Consider the following 19394-nt stretch of genomic DNA (forward strand, 5'->3'; position numbering starts at 1 on the left):
GGGAGCCACCGTGGATTACACCCCCTTCAGCTATGTCACGGCCGAGAAGGCCGGGATCTATCGGGAGATCATGCGGGTCTTCGTCGAGGCCAAGTCCCACTTTCTGGTGCACCTACGCCCCGAGGAGGTCCAGCAGCAGCTCGGCGAACCTGAGCTTGCCACCGTCCAGGCGGCGCTGACCCAGCTGGTGAACTGGGGCAACCTGGGCGCCGAGCGTGATAACGCCCGAGTGTCCAGCGTGGAGGACTACTATCGCGCCCTCTACGTCTACCAGATCACTCGCCGGGGCGAGGCGGTGGAGGCGGCACTCGACACCTTCGATCGCGAGCTGGGGCGGCGTGGTGCCCTGCAGAGTGTGGCGCTCGAAGACATCCGCACGCGCCTTCGCGCGCTCTTGGCCCTGGCTCAGAGTGAATCCCCCGACGCCACCGAGAGTCAGTTGCTGCTGCGCGACCTGGCGAGTGTCTTCACTGACCTGGCCGAGAACGCACGCGCCTTTATGGCCGGGCTAAACCGCACCCTGGAGAGCGAGGGCAGTGACGCCGACGCCTTCCTGGTCTACAAGGAGCGGGTGATCGGCTATATCGAGCGCTTCCTGGGCGACCTGACCACTGCCTCCGGCGAGATCGCCGAGCTGATCCGTACGCTGGATGGCGAAGGCGCCGAATCAGGGGGAGCCCCGGATCAGGCGCCGGTGGCCCGCCTGCTGCGTCAAGCGGCCGAGCGCGAGCTGGCCGACCTGGCGCCTGGAGAGTGGCGCGACGAAGGTGCCGAACGAGCCCGTGCCTTCGCGGAGGCCTGGCGCCACTGGCATGGGCATTGGGCCGGGCTGCGCGCCTGGTTCCTCGACCGGCCGGGGCGTCAGGCCCAGGCTCGGCTGCTGCGCAACAGCGCGCGTCGCGCGGTCACCCAACTGCTGGAGATGGTGAGTCGGTTGAACGAGCGGCGCATGGCGCGCAGCGACCGCTCCGCCGACTTCCGGACCCTGGCGCGCTGGTTCCTCGAGTGTGAGGATGACGCCTCGGCCCACCGACTATGGCGCACCGCCTTCGGCCTGGCGCCGTCACGGCATCTGCTGGTGGACCGCGAGACCAGCGAACGCTGGCAGCACGAGCCGGTCTCCGCGACCACGCCCTGGGCCGAGGCACCGGGCATGCAGATTCAGGCCCGGCTGCGCGCCACCGGCAGCTACCAGAAGGCCGGTGCGCCGGCGAAACTGCGTAGCCGGCGGCGCGAGCGCGAGCTGCTGGCGCGTCGGCTGGCCGAGGAGGCCAGTGCGACACGCGCCGCACGCCGCCAGCTGGTGGAGCGTCGTGCCGAGCGACTCTCCGACCTGGGAGAACTCGATGAGGGAGCCTTTCGCCTGTTGCTGAACCTATTGGGGGATGCCCTGGCGGCCAGTCGCGGCGATGGCGAGACGGTCGCCACCACCACGGCGGACGGCAGCCTGCGTATTACGCTCAGCCCCCTGGGGGCGGAGACCCGGGCGGAGATCCGCACCGCCGCGGGAAGACTCATCGGGCGTGACTATCGCATCGAGATCCACGACCTGGAGGAGGGCACATGGATGACCTGACCGATGCCCTGGGACGCCAGCGCCAGGAAGAGCAGCGACGTGCCCTGCGCGCGCTGCTGGCCCGACCGCTGCTGCGCGCCGAGGATGCCGCTTTCGCTCTGGTGCGCCGCCATGCCCCAGGGCTGCGCGACTGGCTGACCCGGGAGACCGGCTGGTACTTGCAGACCGAGCGCGATTTCGTGCGCCTGCACAAGCGTCCCGCCGACCACGCCGATGCCACGCGCCCGGCACGCGTTGGCAAGGGCACCCAGCGCAAGACCTTCAATCGCCGCCGCTACGCCCTGTTCTGCCTGCTGCTGGCCGATCTGGAGCGCGGTGAGGCACAGATCACCCTGGGCCGCTTGGGAGAAGGGCTGGGACAGGCGGTCGCCGAACCGGCGCTGGCCGAGCGAGGCCTGGCGTTCAGCCTGGACAACCAGGAGGCGCGACGGGACCTGGTGGTCGTGGTGCGCCTGCTGCTGGAGCTGGGCGTGCTGGTGCGCGTGGCCGGCGACGAGGAGGCCTTCCTGCGTCGCGGGGTCGATGGCGACGTGCTCTATGACGTGGACCGCCGGGTCCTCTCGGCGCTGCTGGTGACTTCCCGGGGCCCTTCGCTGGTGGCCCTTGGCGGCGCCGATGGCACGCTGGACCTGGAGGCCCGGCTGAAGGCCCTGGCCGAGAGTTTCGTTCCCGATACGCCGGAGGGCCGCAATCGGGCACTGCGCCATCGGCTGGCACGGCGCCTGCTGGATGACCCGGTGATCTACTGGGAGGCACTCGACGAGGATGAAGCCGCCTACCTGACGAACCAGCGCGGCGCCATGGCCCGGCGCCTCCAGCAGGCCACCGGCCTGGTGCCCGAGGTGCGTGCCGAGGGGCTGGCCATGGTGGATCCCGAGGGAGAGCTAACCGACGAGCGGGTGCCGGCCGAAGGCACTGAGGGGCACCTGGCCCTGCTGATGGCCGAGCGGCTGGCCGAGATCGGTCCCGAAGGCGCGACCCTGGCGGAGGCGGAGGCCTGGATCGGCGCCTGGCAGACGCAGTATCGCCGTTACTGGCGCAAGGCCGCCTGCGAGCCCGGTGCCGCCGGCGGACTCTGCCGCCAGGCCCTGGCGCGTCTGGCGTCGCTGCGCCTGGTGGAACGTCGCGATCAGCGGGTCTATCCTCTGCCGGCCCTGGGGCGCTTCCGCGTCCAGGCGGCGGCACTGCCCGACGACGAGGCCCCCCGACAACCCGACCTGGCGAACGGCGAGACCCCATGAGCACACTACCCGAACCCGTCAGCCAACGCTGGCAGCCGCTGCGCTGTGGCCTGGTGGAGATCTTCTACTACGACGAGGAGACTTTCCACTTTCACGACGGCCGCCTGCTGTTGCGCGGCAACAACGGCACCGGCAAGTCCAAGGTGATGGCGCTGACCCTGCCGTTCCTGCTGGATGGCCAGCTGCATCCCTCGCGGGTGGAGCCCGACGGCGACAGCGCCAAGCGCATGGAGTGGAACCTGCTGGTTGGCGAGTACCAGGAGCGCCTGGGCTACACCTGGTTGGAGTTCGGCCGTCGCGGCGAGGCGGGCCCCGAGACCTTCACCCTGGGCTGTGGGCTCAAGGCGGTGGCCGGGCGCCCGGTGAAGCCCTGGTTCTTTACCACGCCCCAGCGCATCGGCCGCGACCTGTTCCTGGTAGAGAATGGCCGCAGCCTGAGTCGCGACCGGCTGATCCAGGCGCTGGGCAGCCAGGGCCAGTTTCATGAGCGGGCGACGGACTATCGGCGGGCCATCGACGAGGCGCTCTTCCAGCTCGGTGAGCAGCGCTACACGGCGCTGCTCGATCTGCTGCTGCAGTTGCGCCAGCCTCAGTTGGCCAAGCGTCCCGATCCCGGTCGTCTCTCCCAGGCGCTCAGCGATGCCCTGGCGCCGCTGGGGCGCAGCGTGGTGAGCGATGTGGCCGAGGCCTATCGTAGCCTGGATACCTACCGCGAGGAGATCCAGGGCCTGGAGGAGACCGCTCGGGCGGTGGAGGCCTTCCTGGATCACTACCGGCAGTACGCCGGCGTCGCCGTGCGCCGCCGCGCCGAGGTCCTGACTGGCACCAACTCAGAGTATGAGCGGGTTCGCCTTCAGTTGGGCCGCGACCGTCAGGCTCATGAGCAGGCGCAGGCCGAGCGTGACGTCCTGGTAGGAGATCGCGAGACCCTGGAGGGCCGCCAACTCGACCTGGCCGCGCGGCAGCGCGCCCTGGAAGCCAGCGATGCCATGCGTTCGGCGGAGGCGCTGCGTAACGCCGATGAACAGGCACACCAGCGTACCCGTTACGCCGAGAATCAGGCGAAGCTGCTGAAGCAGCAGGGGGCGCATCACCAGCGCGCCGAGGCGCGCCTCGCCGAGGCCGAGCAGGCCCTCGAGGCCAGCAGCTCATCACTGGCGCGGCGGCGTGAGGAGAGCGCCGAGCTGGCCGAGGCGGTCGGCCTGGGCTTGGCTCATCACCGACAGCTGGCCGAGTCGCTACCGGAACAATCGCCTGAACTCCCCAACGATACTGACGCCTTGCAGCAGGCGCTGCGCGACCTGCAGCGTCGACGCCAGGAGGGCGTCGCGCATCTGAACAAGCGGCTCGATGAGGTGGAGCGTGGCGAGCGCCGCTTCCGGCGGGTCGAGCACGAGGCGCGTCGCGAGGAGGAGACCCTGGCGAGCCGTGAGGAGGAGTTGCAGGAAACGGTGGAGGCCCGTGTCGAGGCCGCCGAGGCCCTGCAGGCGAGCTGGCGTGACCACATCGAGGCCCTGCGCGAGCTTGCCCCCGAGGATCCGGAGGCGCTGCTCGCCGAGCTGGCCCAGTGGTGCGATCACCTGGGCGGTGACGATCCTGCCCAGGTGGGTCTCTCGGTGGCCCGCGACGTCCTGCGCGAACGCCTGGGCCAGCAGCGCCATGCGTTGGTTCTGTCTCGCCGGGAGCTCGACGCCGAGCGCGACGAGCTGGAGGAGGAGCGCCGGCGCCTGGAGGCCGGCGAGGAGAGCGTGCCGCCCGCTCCCTACACCCGCGCCGAGGGCGTCCGGGAAGGGCGCCCCGGCGCCCCGCTCTGGCAACTGGTGGATTTCCAGCCGTCCCTCACCGAAGAACATCGTGCCGGGCTGGAGGCGGCCCTGGAGGCCGCCGGCCTGCTCGATGCCTGGGTACTGCCGGAGGGCGAGCTGCTGGCCCCCGATACCTGGGACACCCTGCTGGCGCCGCTGGCAGGTACCGCATCGCCCGCTCAGGACGCCAGCCTCAGCACCGCACTGCGTGCCGATCCACCGGCGAACTCCCCGGTCGCCGGCGAAGTGGTCGACCGGCTGCTGACCGGTATCGGCCTGGGGGAGTCAGAGGCCTTTGCCTGGGTCAGCGCCGAGGGGGCCTGGCAGCTGGGCCAGCTCCACGGCCGCTGGGGCAAGACGGCGGCGGTGTATATCGGTCATGCGGCGCGTGAGGACGCCCGGCAGCGGCGGCTGGCGGAGATCCGCCAGTCGCTGGACGCACTCGCACGCCAGGCCGCCGATATTGAGGCGAAGCTCGAAGCGCTGCAGACGCACCTCAGCGCTGCCGAGCAGGAGTGGCAGCGACGCCCCGGCGCCCAGGCGCTGCGCGATGCTCATGCCAATGAGGCGGCGGCTCGCCGTGCCCGCGACACCCAGGTCGATCGCCTGGAGCAGGCCCGCGAGGCGCTGGAAGAGGCCCGGGGTGTCCTCGAGTCGCTGCGCGGCGAGCTCTATCAGGCCGCCGAGGATCTGCGTCTGCCCGCGGAGCGCGAGGCGCTCTCCTGTATACAGACGGCATTGGATGACTATCGGCTGGCTATCGCCGAGCTGGTACAGGCGGTCAAGGCGTATCAGGGGGCGCGGCGACGCCACGCCGAACAGCAGGACGAGGCCAGGCTGGCAGCGGAAGCCCTTCAGCAGGCGGAGTGGGATCACGCCGAGGCCACGGAGCAGGCCCGCGAGGCCGTGGTGCGCAGGGATACCCTGCGCGAGACCATGGGCGCCGAGGTTCAGGAGCTGGAACGGCAGCTGGAGGCGATTCAGCAGGAGGGTGAGGCGCTGGGTCGTGAGCGGCGCGAACTGGCCACACGCTACGAAGCGCTGCTCGGCGAGGTGGCGCGCCTGGCCGAGAAGGTAGCCTACGGCAAGCAGCATCTGGCCGAGTTGGATCACCGCCGTGGCGAGGCCATCGAGGCCTTTCGCCTGCTGGTGGATGAGGAGCTGCTGCGCGTCGCCGCCCCCGATACGTTCTCCGATATCGCGCCGCCCGCCTCCTGGGCGCCGGACCCGGCGGTGCGCCTGGCACGCTCGGCCGCCCAGGCCACGACGGGATTGAGCGCGGATGATGACAGCTGGCATCGTCACCAGGGCAATCTGCACGAGCACATCAAGCACCTCACCGACGTGCTCTCCCGTGGCGGGCATGACTGTCCGGTGGAGGCCCGCGACGACCTGCTGCTGGTGCGCATCGTCTTCCAGGGGCGGCGCCAGGATCCCGATGCCCTGGAACGGCAGCTGGCCGATGAGATCGCCCAGCGGCAGGCGTTGCTCAACGCCAGTGAGCGGGAGCTGCTGGAGAACTATCTGATCGACGAGGTGGCCAGCCATATCCAGGAGCGTATCACCGCCACCGAGCGTGACGTGGCCACCATGAACCGCGAGCTCGAGCAGCGCCCCACCAGTACCGGCATGCGGCTGCGCATTCGTTGGCAGCCGCTGGCGGAGGGGGAGAGCGCCGGCGGGCTGACGGCCCCCGCGGGGCTCGCCGATGTCTGCCAACGGTTGCGTCGCCAGGCGCTGGACGCCTGGTCAGCGGATGATCGACAGGTCGTGGGCGACTTCCTGCGCCGGCGTATCGAAGAGGCCCGGGCCAGCGACGAGGTCGGTGCCCTGCAGGAGATCCTCGAGCGCGCCCTGGATTATCGCTTCTGGCATCGCTTCGTGATCGATCGCCATCAGAACGGCCAGTGGCGTCCGGCCTACGGGCCGGCCTCCGGCGGCGAACGCGCCCTGGTGATCACCCTGCCGCTGTTCGCCGCCGCTGCCAGCCACTACAGCAGTGCCCACCCCCAGGCACCCCGCCTGGTGATGCTCGACGAGGTGTTCGCCGGCATCGACGACGATGCCCGCGCCAAGAGCATGGGCCTGCTCGCCCAATTCGACCTGGACGCCATCATGACCTCGGAGCGTGAGTGGGGCTGCTATCCCGACGTGCCCGGCCTGGCCATCGCCCAACTGGTGCGCCGTGAGGGCGTGGATGCGGTCCATGTCACCCGCTGGAAGTGGGACGGTTTACGACGCCAGCGTGACGAGACGCCGGTCTCCCAGGTGCGCGAGTCGGTCACCCAGGCGGCTGAGGCGCCGCTACAGGGTGACATGGATAGCCTGTTCTAGGAGCGTGAGAGTGGTGGATAAGGTTGACGCGCCTCGCCTGCAGCGCCTGCTGGGTGGCCCGGAGCTGGCCGGGTTGCGGAGGCGCCTGGCACGCAAGTTGCTGCGTGACGGTGGGGGACGACTGACCCTGCGCCAGGCCAGCGACGTCGAACGAGACGCCGTGCAACGGCTGACCGGGCGTCCTCCTCGCCAGGGGAAGTCGCTCTCCATCGACCTCGAGGCCATGACTCTTGCCCTGACCCGTGCCGGCGTGGCTCCCAGCCTGCATGCCGCCCTGGAGGCCCTGGATGGCCCGCTGGTCGATAAGCGTGTCGAACGCGAGGCCGACCGCCGCCGCTGGACGGCACTGGTAGCGGAGCACCGCGACCGGGCCGAGCGTCTGGGCCTCGGTGACTGGCTGGATGCCCTGCAGGCCGACGGCCTGCTCAAGCGCCTGGCGGGTCGCCATGAGCGGCGTGGCCGGGCGCTGCTGGAACAGGCCCTGGGCGTCATGGAGCGACTGCCCGTCCAGGGCATGACCCTGAGTGCCCTGGCGGCCGAGTGCCTGGGCGATGCCCATGCCTTGGATACCGGCCAGCCGGTGGCCGCCCTGGTGCGTCGTGCCCTGGCTCGCCACTGGCGCGGTGGGGTGGCGCTTGCCGATCCCGACGAGCGCAGTGTCTGGGCGCATGCCGGGGTGCTGGTAGGCGGCGACATCACCAGCGCCGTGCTGACCTATCGGCTGCCTACGAGGGGGCGCCAGCCCCTGGACGAGGCGCTGGCGTGGCATCACCGGGCTGCCGAGCCGACCTGGTTGACGTTGCGGCAGCTGCTGCGCCACCCACCGGGGTGGGACTGCGCCGGTCGGGATGTCTTCGTCTGCGAGAATCCCGCCGTACTGGCCGAAGCCGCCGAGCGCCTGGGGACATCCGGGGCGCCGCTGGTGTCCACCTGGGGGCGCCCCGGCGCAGCCGTGCTCACGCTGCTGGAACAGCTCGAGGCCGCGGGGGCCGTGTTGCACTACCATGGCGACTTCGACTGGCCCGGTATCGGCATCGCCAATGCCCTTATGACTCGCTTCGCCGTGCGCCCCTGGCGCATGAGCGCCGCCGACCTGGCCGCTTGTGGGCACCTCGCCGGCAAGCCCCTGGAAGGGCGCCCCCTGGATGCCCACTGGGACCCCGGGTTACGCGGTGTGCTGGAGAGGCGCGGTGCCGCGGTGCACGAAGAGCAACTGATCGATTCGTTGCTCGATGACCTGCACCGCGCTTCGGGTTGACGCTTGGTCGGCGCCGGGCGAAGGTCAAGGAGGAAAGGGCGGCAGGGGCAGCTTGCGGGGCCAGTCGTCGCCAACGATAAAGAGCCGCTGCCAGGCCCCTTGATGATAGAGCGCCAGAGGCTGAGGCATCACCGCCGGACGGGCGAAATGCGCGGCCAGGTGGGGCTGTATCGTGGCCAGGGGCACCAGCTGGTCCGGGTCGGGCAGGGCCATCCAGTGGGGCTTGTGCAGTCGCGAGGCCAGCGCCCCCGACGGCAGGGTGTCGCGCAGCGTCGGCCACTCCCGCCAGGGCAGCCAGAGGCCGCACAGGTGCGTGGGGCTGGCCTCCCGGGGTGGCGGCAGTGAATCACGCCACGGATAGAAGAGCACCCCGGGCATGGCCAGGCGCTGTTCGAGGTCGCCGGTCGCCGCGCCGAGCAGAGGCGCCAGGGCCTCCCGGGCCTCGGAGCGTTGCGCCATGGGAAGTTGATGGCGAACCAGGTGCTCGCGCTTGTTGGCCAGGCTATCCACACAGCCCGGTCCCACCCAGCGCCCCTGATGGGTCTGGGGGCCGGGGCCCTCGGGCAGGCCCAGGTAGAACTTGATCGCCACCTCCAGATGGACCGGCCTGGGATCGTCCCGGCGGCGATAGAGCAGGTCCAGCTCGCCCAGGGTGCGTCCCTGACGATGGATCGCCAGGTTATGGGCCAGCAGTTCGGTGTTCGGGGCCCGGGCCAGCAGGAATTGCCAGAGGCGCTCATGATAGAGGCCCAGGCGCAGGCCCCGGGGATCGCCCAGGGCGGCCTCCAGGGCGCCGGGCTCGGCTTCCCAGCCCTCCAGCCAGGCGACTAGTCGGTCGGGGGCGTCCAGGCCGAGCTCCTCGAGGCTGGGGCGCCCGGGACGGGTCGCGCCGGGGGTTTCGCTCAGGGCGAGCAGGTCCGGGGCCAGGCAGAGCCAGGCCAGGTCGCGTACCAGGGGGTGCCGGTAGTGGCCGGCCAGGGCCATGGCATCCCGTTGATCCAGGGTCTGACAGGGTTTCATCGTTTCCTTATACTGGAATGACATTTGCCCTGCACGGAAATCGCGCCATGAACAAGCCGCTGATCGGACTCGTCACCCTCGCCACCCTGCTGGGGGCGAGTCTCGCCCAGGCCCAGGTCGTCGTCTCCTCCAAGATCGATACCGAGGGCTCGGTACTCGGCGAGATGATCGCCCAGACCCTGGAGAATGGCGGGGTCGAGGTGCAGCGCCGCCTGCAGCTGGGCGGCACCAGCATCGTGCGCGAGGCGATTCGTGCCGGCGAGATCGATATCTATCCCGAGTACACCGGCAATGGCGCCTTCTTCTTCGACATGGCCGACAGCCCGGTGTGGAAGGACGCCGAGGCGGCTTACGAGACGGTGCGCGAGCGCGACCGCCAGGCCAACGACCTGGTGTGGCTCGCCCCGGCCTCGGCCAACAACACCTGGGCGATCAGCGTGCGCGGCGACCTGGCCCGGGAGGCGGGCCTGACCACCCTCGAGGAGCTGGCGGACTACCTGGCCGAGGGCGGGAACTTCATCTTCGCCGGCAGCGCCGAGTTCGTGGAGTCGGAGGCGGCCCTGCCGGCCTTCCAGGCCGCCTACGGTTTCACCCTCGACTCCGACCAACTGGTGGTGCTCTCCGGCGGCAATACCGCCGCCACCATGCGCGCCGCCGCGCTCGGCACCAACGGTGTTAATGCGGCCATGACCTATGGCACCGATGGTGGCCTCCAGGCCCTGGACCTGGTGGTACTGGAGGACACCCTGGGGGTGCAGCCGGTCTACCAGCCGGCGCCGGTGGTGCGCGCCGAGGTGCTGGCGAACCATCCCGAGATCGAGACCCTGTTGGGGCCGGTCTTCGAGGCCCTGGATCTCGAGACCCTGCAACGCCTCAATGGCGAGGTGGCGGTCAATGGCGCCGATCCGGCCGCCGTGGCCGGTGACTTCCTGGACGGCCTCGCCGACTAAGCGGCCTGGTGGTGCAGAGTCCCTCCGCGAGGCCCAACCGGGTCCTGCTGGTGCTTGGCCTGGCCCTGGTGGCGGCGCTGCTGGGCCTCGACCTGGCCAGCGTGGCTCCCAACCGTATCCTGCCCGGGGAAGGCGTCAGCCTCTGGGTCTGGCTGGGTCCCGGCTCGGCGCTGGTCTGGGCCTTCCCGTTGCTATTGATGGCGCTCGCCTGGCGAGGCACGCCGCGAGCCCTGCACCTGTCCCGGGGCCTGGTGGTGGTGGCCCTGGCGTCGTTGCCCTGGGTCCTGGCCGCCTTTGCGGCGAGTCGAGTGCCGGACGCCTTGCCCCAGGCCCGGGTGACCCTGGGCGCCGGCTTCTGGAGCCTGCTCTTCGTGCTGCTGATGATCTGGGTGGAGCTGCAGGCGCGGCTGAAGGGCGCGACCTGGCTGCTCCTGTTGCCCCTGCTCTCGCTAGCCCTGGCCCTGGTCGGGGGGCACCTGGAGAGCCTGGCGCTGATGCGCGAGTACGCCAGCCGCAGCGGCGCCTTCCACGAGGCGGTTCGTTACCACCTGCTTCTGGTCTCGGCGGCGGTGGGCCTGAGCCTGCTGCTGGCCTTCACCCTGGCCCTGGCCATGCGCCGCTTCCCGAGCCTGCGGCGCGGTGGCTTCGCCCTGCTCAGCCTGATCCAGACCATTCCCAGCCTGGCCCTCTTCGGCCTGTTGCTGGCGCCCCTGGCCTGGCTCGCCGCCCGTTATGCCTGGCTCGGTGAGCTCGGCGTGCAGGGCATCGGCTGGGCACCGGCGCTGATCGCCCTGGTGGGCTATAGCCTGCTGCCCATGACCCGCAACAGCGTGGTGGCCCTCGACGGGGTGGATCCTCGCGTCGTCGAGGCGGCCCGGGGCATGGGCATGAGCCCGGGCCAGGTCTTCTGGCGGGTACGCCTGCCACTCGCCGCCCCGGTGATCCTCGAGGGCATTCGCATCACCACCGTCCAGGCGGTGGGGCTGGCCGCCGTGGCCGCCTTGATCGGTGCCGGTGGCCTGGGCACCTTTATCTTCCAGGGGCTGGGCCAGGCCGCCATGGACCTGGTGCTGCTGGGGGCCTTGCCGATTCTGGCCCTGGCGGTGGCCGCCGATGGCCTGCTCAGTGCCCTGGCGCGACTTACCGCTTCTCAATCCAGCCGGGAGGCCCGATGACCGAGACGCCCCGTATCGCCCTCAAGGGTGTCACCAAACGCTTCGGTGCCGAGACCGCCGTGGACGCCATCTCCCTGAACATCGCCGCGGGGGAGTTCTGCGTGCTGGTGGGGACCTCCGGTTGTGGCAAGTCCACGACCCTGCGCATGATCAACCGGCTGATCGAGCACAGCGACGGCGAGATCCATATCGACGGCCAACCGATCCGCGAGATCGACCCCCAGCGGCTGCGTCGGCGCATCGGCTACGCCATCCAGAGCACCGGGCTTTTCCCCCATTGGACGGTGGCGCGCAATATCGCCCTGGTGCCGGGGTTACTGAAGTGGCCCCGGGCCCGCACCCTGGAGCGGGTCGAGGAACTGATGACCCTGCTGGGGCTGGCGCCTTCGGAGTTCGCCGACAAGTACCCGGCCCAGCTCTCCGGCGGCCAGGCCCAGCGGGTGGGGGTAGCCCGGGCCCTGGCCGCCGACCCGGAGATCCTGCTGATGGACGAGCCCTTCGGGGCCCTGGACCCCATCACCCGGGAGAGCCTCCAGGAGGAGTTGCGGCGCCTGCAGGGGCGAATCCGCAAGACCATCGTCTTCGTGACCCATGACATGGACGAGGCCCTGAAGCTGGCCGACCGCCTGGTGGTGATGCGCGCTGGGCGCATCGTCCAGCAGGGTAGCCCGGCCGAGCTGCTGGCGGCACCGGCGGATGAGTTCGTGGCCTCGCTGCTGGGGGGGCGTGATCGTGGTCTCAAGCGCGCCGCCCTGACCCCGGTGGCACGGCTGATGCGCCCCGTCGATGCTCGCCTGCCGATGGAGCCCGCCGTCGCTCCCGACGAGGACCTGCGCCTGGCCCTGTCGGTGATGCTCTGGCATCGGGTCGAGACCCTGGCGGTGGTGGATGGCGAGGGACGGGCCTGCGGCAGCCTGCACCTGAGTGACCTGATGGGGGGCGGCATATGAGTGCCGTGGCAATCTGGCATCGCTACGGTCGCGGCCTGGCGCCGCTGTTATGGGGGGCGGGTCTGGTGGGGCTGCTGGCCTGGCTGCCCCGGGCCGAGGGCTTCTTCCGTTGGCTGGCGCCCGGGGCCCGGGTGGTGATCTACCCCCGGGACGACTTCACCGCCCTGTTGCTCAATCACCTGGCCCTGGTGGGGGTGGCCTCGGGGCTGGCGATCCTGCTCGGGGTGGGGGCGGCCCTGGTGGTGACGCGCCCCTGGGGACGCGACTTCCTGCCCCTGGCCAGCCAGCTCGCTGCCATGGGGCAGACCTTCCCGCCGGTGGCCGTGCTGGCCCTGGCGGTGCCGAGCCTCGGCTTCGGCGCCCTGCCCACGGTGGTGGCCCTGGTGCTCTACGGGTTGCTGCCGATCCTGCGCAACGGCCTGGCCGGCATCGAAGGGATCGACCCCGCGGTGCGCGAGGCGGCCCGGGGCATGGGCATGTCCCCTGGACAGGTCCTCTGGCGACTGGAACTGCCCCTGGCGGCACCGGTGATGCTGGCCGGCATCCGCACCTCGGTGACGGTGGGCATCGCCACCGCCGCCATCGGCTCCACCATCGGCGCCAAGACCCTGGGTGACCCCATCATCGCCGGCATCGTCAACGGCAACAGCGCCTATATCCTCCAGGGGGCGCTGCTGATCGGCGTCCTGGCCCTGACCCTCGATAGTCTCTTCGAGGCCCTGACGCCGCGGCGCCGCTGAATCTTCTGATCTTTGGTCGATAACCCGGAAAATTCTCTTGGCAGGGGCGGCTTTGGCTGGTTATCTTAACGTTAACGTCAACTGCGGCGTCGTTGATCCAGCGCTGGAGCGAATCGCTGGCGGCTGACTAGAGTAAAGATGACACTTGCCCCCACAAGGGGCGAGAGATTCCTCACCACTACCCAAGGAAGAGGATCATGACCACAACAACAGCTTCCCAGGTCATCCATGAGCCGCGCTTCATGGCCGGCGATGAATTCCATATCGCCACCTTCGCGCTGCTCCAGCAGGACGGCACCCTCTTCGAGGGCGCCCAGGCCCCGGAGCTCGACCGCGAGACCGCCCGGCGCATCTACCACACCATGGTGCTGACTCGGGTGCTCGACGAGCGCATGCTGGCGGCCCAGCGCCAGGGGCGGCTCTCCTTCTACATGCAGTGCACCGGGGAGGAGGCGGCGGTGATCGGCAGCGCCGCGGCCCTCGACGATGACGACATGATCATGGCCCAGTACCGGGAGCAGGGCGCCCTGGCCTACCGCGGCTTCAGCATCGACGAGTTCATGAACCAGCTGTTCGGCAACGCCGAGGACTACGGCAAGGGGCGCCAGATGCCGATCCACTACGGCAGCGCCAAGCTCCACTACATGACCATCTCCTCGCCCCTGGCCACCCAGATTCCCCAGGCCGCCGGCTACGCCTATGGTCAGAAACTCGACGGCCAGGGCCGCTGCACCATCACCTACTTCGGTGAGGGGGCCGCCTCCGAGGGGGACTTCCACGCCGCCCTCAACATGGCCGCGGTGCACCGGGCGCCGGTGATCTTCTTCTGTCGCAACAACGGCTACGCCATCTCCACCCCCTCGGTGGAGCAGTTCGCCGCCGACGGGGTCGCCCCCCGGGCCTTCGGCTACAAGATGCACGTGATCCGCGTCGACGGTAACGATGTCCTGGCGGTCTACGCCGCCACCCGGGAGGCGCGGCGCATCGCCGTGGAGCACAACCAGCCGGTGCTGATCGAGGCCATGACCTATCGCCTGGCGGCCCACTCCTCCTCGGACGACCCCTCCGGCTACCGCAGCAAGAAGGAGGAGGCGCTATGGCGGGAGAAGGACCCGGTCAATCGCATGCGCCTGTGGATGCTGGCCCGGGAGTGGTGGAGCGATGACGAGGAGAAGGCGCTCCAGGAGACGCTGCGTCGCGAGGTACTGGAGACCATGAAACGCGCCGAGAAGCGCCCGCCGCCGCCCCTGGCGAGCCTGGTGGAGGACGTCTACGCCGAGGTGCCGAGGCACCTCAAGGAACAGCTCGACGCCCTGGAGGCCCATGTGCGCCGCCATCCGGAGGCCTACCCCAAGAGTGCCCCGGGCCTCGACCAGGGAGGAGCCTGAGATGTCGACGACGATGACTCTGTTGCAGGCGATCAATCACGCCCTGATGGCCTGTGTACGCCGCCATCCGGAGGCCTATCCCAAGCGTGCCCCTGACGTCACCGCCGACCAGGGAGGTGCCTGAGATGCCGACGACGATGACTCTGCTGCAGGCGACCAATCACGCCCTGATGGCCAATATGCGCCGCCATCCGGAGGCCTATCCCAAGAGTGCCCCGGACCTCGACCAGGGAGGTGTCTGAGATGCCGACCATGAATCTGTTGCAGGCGATCAACAATGCCCTGGATATCGCCATGGAGAGTGACCCGCGGGTACTCTGCTTCGGCGAGGACGTGGGCGGCTTCGGCGGCGTCTTCCGCGCCACCAGCCACCTCCAGGAGAAGTATGGCCGCGAGCGCTGCTTCAATACCCCCCTGGTGGAGCAGGGCATCATCGGCTTCGCCAACGGCCTGGCGGCCCAGGGCCACAAGCCGGTGGCGGAGATCCAGTTCGCCGACTACATCTTCCCGGCCTTCGACCAGATCGTTAACGAGTCCGCCAAGTTCCGCTACCGCTCCGGCAGCCTCTTCGAGGTGGGCGGCCTGACCATACGCACCCCCTATGGGGGCGGCATCTCGGGGGGGCTCTACCACTCCCAGTCGCCGGAGGCCTATTTCGCCCATACCCCGGGCCTGAAGATCGTCGTGCCGCGCAACCCCCATCAGGCCAAGGGCCTGCTGCTGGCGGCGATCCGCGATCCCGACCCGGTACTCTTCTTCGAGCCCAAGCGACTCTATCGCGCCTCCACCGGCGAGGTGCCCGAGGCGGATTACCAGTTGCCCCTGGGCGAGGCCGAGGTGATCAAGGAGGGCAGCGACGTGACCCTGCTGGCCTGGGGGGCCCAGATGGAGGTCACCGAGAAGGCCGCCGAGCTGGCCGAGAAGGAGGGCATCTCCTGCGAGGTGATCGACCTGCGCAGCATCCTGCCCTGGGACGTGGAGACCGTGGCCCAGTCGGTGCTCAAGACCGGCCGCCTGGTGATCAGCCACGAGGCGCCGCTGACCGGCGGCTTCGCCGGCGAGATCGCCGCCACCATCGCCGAGCGCTGTTTCCTCTACCTGGAGTCGCCGATCCAGCGGGTGACCGGCCTGGATACCCCCTTCCCCCTGACCCTGGAGAAGGAGTACCTGCCGAACCACCTGAAGATCGTCGAGGCCATCAAGGCCAGCATCGAGTTCTAGGCCGATAGTCGAGGAGAGCGACAATGAGCGATTTTATGCTGCCCGATATCGGCGAAGGTATCGTGGAGTGCGAAGTGGTCAAGTGGCTGGTCAGCGAGGGCGAGACCATCAGCGAGGACCAGCCGGTGGCCGAGGTGATGACCGACAAGGCCCTGGTGGAGATTCCCGCCCCCTATGCGGGCAAGGTGACCCGCCTCTATTACCGGGAGGGAGAGATCGCCAAGGTGCATGCGCCGCTGTTCGCCCTGGTTGCCGAGGGCGAGGCGGAGGGCGAGGCCCAGGACCCATCGCCCACCCAGACCGAGCGCCAGGCCGATAGCCAACCCCGCAGCGACGCGGCATCGGGCGTGGCGGCCCCCGAGGCGAGCCCGGCCGGCAAGGACTTTATCCTGCCGGATATCGGCGAAGGCATCGTCGAGTGCGAGATCGTCGAGTGGCGCATCGCCGAGGGCGAGACGGTGGCCGAGGATCAGCCGGTGGTGGACGTGATGACCGACAAGGCGATGGTCGAGATCACCGCCCCGGAGGCGGGGCGGGTGACCCGGCTCCACTACGCCCAGGGCGAGAGTGCCCGGGTGCATACGCCGCTGTTTGCCTATCTCCCGGAGGGGGCAGAGGCCGAGACGGCGTCTCCCCAGCCGGCCCAGGGCGTCGCCGCCCAGCGCCAGGCCGTGGCTCCTGCTCAGGGGGCAGCCCCGGCGCAGTCGACGCCCGCCAAGGAGGCCCAGACGGCAGCGAAAGGAGAGGGCCCCTATGGGCGGACCCCTGCCAGTCCCGCGGTGCGTCGCCTGGTGCGCGAGCATGGCCTGACGCTGGCGGCGATTCCCGGCTCCGGCAAGGAGGGGCGGGTGCTCAAGGAGGATGTGCTGCGCTACCTGGAGGCGCCCCAGGCCGGCGATGCGGACGAGTCGGCGGCCTCCCGGACGCCCCCCGCGCCGGCCCCGACCGGTTCGCAGGCCGCTGCGCAGGCCGAGGTCCGGGTGGAGCCGCTGCGCGGCGTCCAGGCGGCCATGGCCAAGCGCATGGTCGCCTCGGCCCAGTCGATTCCCCATTTCGCCTATGGCGACGAGTTCGATGTCACCGAGCTGGTGACCCTGCGCGAGCGCCTCAAGGTCAAGGCCGAGGCCCGGGGCGTGCGCCTGACCCTGATGCCCTTCTTTATGAAGGCACTGGCCCTGGCCGCGCTCGAGTACCCGATCGTCAATAGCCGCCTGGACGAGGCGGCGGGGGAGATCCACTACCTGCCCCGGGTCAACGTGGGCATGGCGGTGGATGGTAAGGCGGGCCTGATCGTGCCCAACGTCAAGGGCGTGGAGGAACTGAGCCTGCTGGAGATCGCCGCCGAGGTGAGTCGCCTGACCGAGGCGGCCCGGGAGGGGCGCGTGGCCCAGGCGGACCTCACCGGTGGCACCGTGACCATCTCCAATATCGGCGCCCTGGGCGGCACCTATGCGGTGCCCATCATCAATGCCCCGGAGGCGGCCATCGTCGCCATCGGCAAGACCCAGTGGCTGCCGCGCTTCGATGCCGATGGCCAGGTGGCACGCCGGGCGATCATGACCGCCACCTGGTGCGGCGATCACCGGCTGATCGATGGCGGTACCATCGCCCGCTTCGCCAATGCCTGGAAGGGCTATCTGGAGGACCCCGAGAGCCTGCTATTGGCGTTGTAGGTATCTCTTGGGTCAACTCCGAGGCAAAGGCAGAGTGATCTCCGCTGGAAGGGCGTAGGGGCGCTGGGGGCAGGTCAGAGCGGGGGTCCTATGCCAGGGAGGGCATCGGTAGCGCCCAGGGATGGGTTTACAGCGCCCCGCGAAGGCCTGTCCCCAGAGTAGCCCCGAGCCTCGGCAGAGAGGTCGCGAACTGCGAGTGCCTCGGCAATTAGGAGAGTCGATGAGCCAGGCGCCCCTGCAGCAGTTCTATATTCCCGAAGAGCAGTCCATCTACCTGCTCAGCCAGGACGATGCCCGCAAGCTGCGCGAGTGGGTGGCCCTGTGTCGCACCCAGCTCGAGCAGCTCGGCTACCGGGAGATCGAGCTGGTGGGCAAGGGCGCCTACGGCTTCGTCTTCGCCGGGGTCACCGCCCTCGGCCAGCAGTATGTCTTCAAGTTCAGCCGCGTGACCCTGCCGGCTCACCTCCAGGAGCGCCTCGAGGAAGAGGCCTTTATGCTCGAGCAGGTGGAGCACCCCCGGGTGCCCCGGCTGATCGCCTACCAGCGGGTGCGCAACCAGTCGATCCTGGTGATGGAGCGGGCCCCGGGGCTCAACCTGGAGGAGGTGTCACTCAGGGAGGGGCGATTGTCACCGCGCCTGGTGGTGCGCATCGCCGATCAACTGGCGGACATCCTGCGCCACCTGCGCCGGGAATCCGGCGTCACCGGCAAGCCGGTGATCCACGGCGATATCAAGCCCTCCAACCTAGTCTTCGATGCTGCCCGGGAGGAGGTGGCGCTGATCGACTGGGGCTCCTCGGTGTTCGCCCAGCTGGACGCCAATGGCCAGTTCGTGGCGTCCAACGTCATGGAGCTGATGTCCGACAACCTCCAGCAGACCAATGCCCGGCTGGGGGACGTCTACTTTATCGGCGAGGAGCAACTGAACGGGGCCCTCTCCTCGCCACGCTTCGACGAGCAGGGGGCCGCCGCCACCCTCTATGCCCTGGCCTCGGCCCAGTCCTGCCGCTTCGGCCACCGGGTGATCCCCGCCACCTCCCTGGGCCTGCCCATGGAGTTCGCCCGCCTGCTGGACGCCATGCTCGACCCCGAGCCGGGCCGGCGGGCCCGGGCCGGGGACTACTTCCTGCGCGAGATGCCACGCCTGGCCCGGGTGGTGATGGTCGACCTGCCGACGCCCGCCGAGAGCGCCCTGGTGCCGGTCTGGGCCCGTCCCGCCGGCCGCGAGATCGACACCGTGGTCTACTCCTCCCGCAAGGCCTTCCTGCGCGAGGAGCATGCCGAGGAGACCCTCAACGACGTCAACGACGTCCAGCTGGATCGCTACTACAAGAATTTCATGCAGGGCATGGGCGAGACCGAGAAGGCCTTCCTGGCGGCGGTGAGCCGGCTCGGCAAGTACCCGGTGGTGGGGGGGCTGGCGGTGCGCTGGGAGGCCGATGGCGTCTATATCGATACCTCCCTCAACCTGCACGCTCCGGATCTCAAGCCCGCCTTCGTGGCGGCGGTCAACAACCTGGTCAACCTGGCGCGGGGCATCTATCGCCAGGGCATCTTCAAGAGCTGCCTGTTCAATGCCCGGGACACCCTGCATATCGACCGCCACGGCCCGGAGCAGCCGTTTCGTCTCGCCCCGGACATGCGCCTGCCCTACGAGGTGAGCGCCGCCCCGGAGCTTGAGGACCGCAGCCGGGTCCACTCCTATTTCGAGGATGGCCCCGACCCGGAGGAGTTCCTGGTGCTCCCCGACGAGATCATCCTCTCCCTGGAGGCCCTCAACCAGATCCACCACACCGGCATGATCATCTTCGAGGCGCTGCCCACCCACCTCAAGATCCACAGCTACTACCGGCTGCTGGACCCGGCCCGGGAGGCGGAGTTCTGCCGCTACCTGGACGATATCTTGAGCGCCGTGGGACTGATCGAGGGGCTCGGCGTCTCCGGGTTCATGAAGATGCCCTACAAGGACACCCGCTTCTTCTCGCATATCGAGCAGATGCCGGAGCGCTACTATCCCAAGAACCCCCGCCGCGTGGAGGCATGAACGACGGCGCCGCCCGAAG

The 19394-nt window shown here is 69.5% G+C and carries 14 protein-coding genes; 13 read left to right on the forward strand and 1 reads right to left on the reverse strand.

Annotation, left to right across the window (positions count from 1 at the left end):
• The first annotated feature begins 10 nt into the window (after positions 1-10).
• Genes IHD13_RS02530 through IHD13_RS02540 form a run of 4 tightly spaced genes read left to right on the forward strand, consistent with a single transcriptional unit; the run spans position 11 to position 8214 of the window.
• On the forward strand, positions 11-1576 hold the full coding sequence (locus IHD13_RS02530) for a TIGR02677 family protein (RefSeq protein ID WP_195859467.1): 1566 nt from the start codon (positions 11-13) through the stop codon (positions 1574-1576).
• Positions 1564-2817, forward strand: coding sequence for a TIGR02678 family protein (locus IHD13_RS02535; protein WP_195859468.1), 1254 nt, complete (start codon positions 1564-1566; stop codon positions 2815-2817). Before IHD13_RS02530 ends, IHD13_RS02535 begins: the two co-directional genes overlap by 13 nt.
• Positions 2814-6956, forward strand: coding sequence for a TIGR02680 family protein (locus IHD13_RS18105; RefSeq protein WP_230086101.1), 4143 nt, complete (start codon positions 2814-2816; stop codon positions 6954-6956). Before IHD13_RS02535 ends, IHD13_RS18105 begins: the two co-directional genes overlap by 4 nt.
• Before the next feature lie 10 nt (positions 6957-6966).
• The gene (locus IHD13_RS02540) at positions 6967-8214 is read left to right on the forward strand and encodes a TIGR02679 family protein (protein ID WP_326838302.1); all 1248 of its coding nucleotides are present in this window, start codon (positions 6967-6969) and stop codon (positions 8212-8214) included.
• Between the two features lie 24 nt (positions 8215-8238).
• On the opposite strand, the gene IHD13_RS02545 is transcribed toward IHD13_RS02540, so the two are convergent.
• Positions 8239-9234: a DUF1853 family protein gene (locus tag IHD13_RS02545; RefSeq protein ID WP_230086102.1), complete on the reverse strand. Its 996-nt coding sequence runs from the start codon at positions 9232-9234 to the stop codon at positions 8239-8241.
• A 47-nt stretch (positions 9235-9281) separates the two neighbouring features.
• On the opposite strand from IHD13_RS02545, the gene osmF reads away from it, so the two are divergent.
• The 9 genes from osmF to IHD13_RS02585 all read left to right on the forward strand — a co-directional run bounded on the left by osmF (position 9282) and on the right by IHD13_RS02585 (position 19375).
• Positions 9282-10184 (forward strand): glycine betaine ABC transporter substrate-binding protein OsmF, encoded by a 903-nt coding sequence (osmF, locus tag IHD13_RS02550; RefSeq protein WP_195859470.1) that lies wholly within the window; start codon positions 9282-9284, stop codon positions 10182-10184.
• An 11-nt stretch (positions 10185-10195) separates the two neighbouring features.
• The gene (locus IHD13_RS02555) at positions 10196-11359 is read left to right on the forward strand and encodes an ABC transporter permease (RefSeq protein WP_195859471.1); all 1164 of its coding nucleotides are present in this window, start codon (positions 10196-10198) and stop codon (positions 11357-11359) included.
• Positions 11356-12309 (forward strand): ABC transporter ATP-binding protein, encoded by a 954-nt coding sequence (locus IHD13_RS02560; RefSeq protein ID WP_195859472.1) that lies wholly within the window; start codon positions 11356-11358, stop codon positions 12307-12309. Before IHD13_RS02555 ends, IHD13_RS02560 begins: the two co-directional genes overlap by 4 nt.
• The gene (locus tag IHD13_RS02565) at positions 12306-13049 is read left to right on the forward strand and encodes an ABC transporter permease (RefSeq protein ID WP_195859473.1); all 744 of its coding nucleotides are present in this window, start codon (positions 12306-12308) and stop codon (positions 13047-13049) included. The genes IHD13_RS02560 and IHD13_RS02565 overlap by 4 nt, the downstream gene beginning before the upstream one ends.
• Positions 13050-13246: 197 nt before the next feature.
• Positions 13247-14437, forward strand: a complete 1191-nt coding sequence (locus IHD13_RS02570) for a thiamine pyrophosphate-dependent dehydrogenase E1 component subunit alpha (protein ID WP_195859474.1) — start codon at positions 13247-13249, stop codon at positions 14435-14437.
• Position 14438: 1 nt separating this feature from the next.
• Positions 14439-14561 carry a hypothetical protein gene (locus IHD13_RS18405; RefSeq protein ID WP_268246203.1) on the forward strand — a complete coding sequence of 41 codons (123 nt, stop codon included), beginning with the start codon at positions 14439-14441 and terminating at the stop codon, positions 14559-14561.
• Positions 14562-14680: 119 nt separating this feature from the next.
• The gene (locus IHD13_RS02575; RefSeq protein WP_195859475.1) at positions 14681-15658 is read left to right on the forward strand and encodes an alpha-ketoacid dehydrogenase subunit beta; all 978 of its coding nucleotides are present in this window, start codon (positions 14681-14683) and stop codon (positions 15656-15658) included.
• A gap of 23 nt (positions 15659-15681) precedes the next feature.
• Positions 15682-17331 carry a dihydrolipoyllysine-residue acetyltransferase gene (locus IHD13_RS02580; protein ID WP_195859476.1) on the forward strand — a complete coding sequence of 550 codons (1650 nt, stop codon included), beginning with the start codon at positions 15682-15684 and terminating at the stop codon, positions 17329-17331.
• Between the two features lie 220 nt (positions 17332-17551).
• Positions 17552-19375, forward strand: a complete 1824-nt coding sequence (locus IHD13_RS02585) for a protein kinase domain-containing protein (protein WP_195859477.1) — start codon at positions 17552-17554, stop codon at positions 19373-19375.
• Positions 19376-19394 lie beyond the last annotated feature (19 nt).

Source organism: Halomonas sp. 328, assembly GCF_015645095.1.
Lineage (GTDB): Bacteria > Pseudomonadota > Gammaproteobacteria > Pseudomonadales > Halomonadaceae > Bisbaumannia.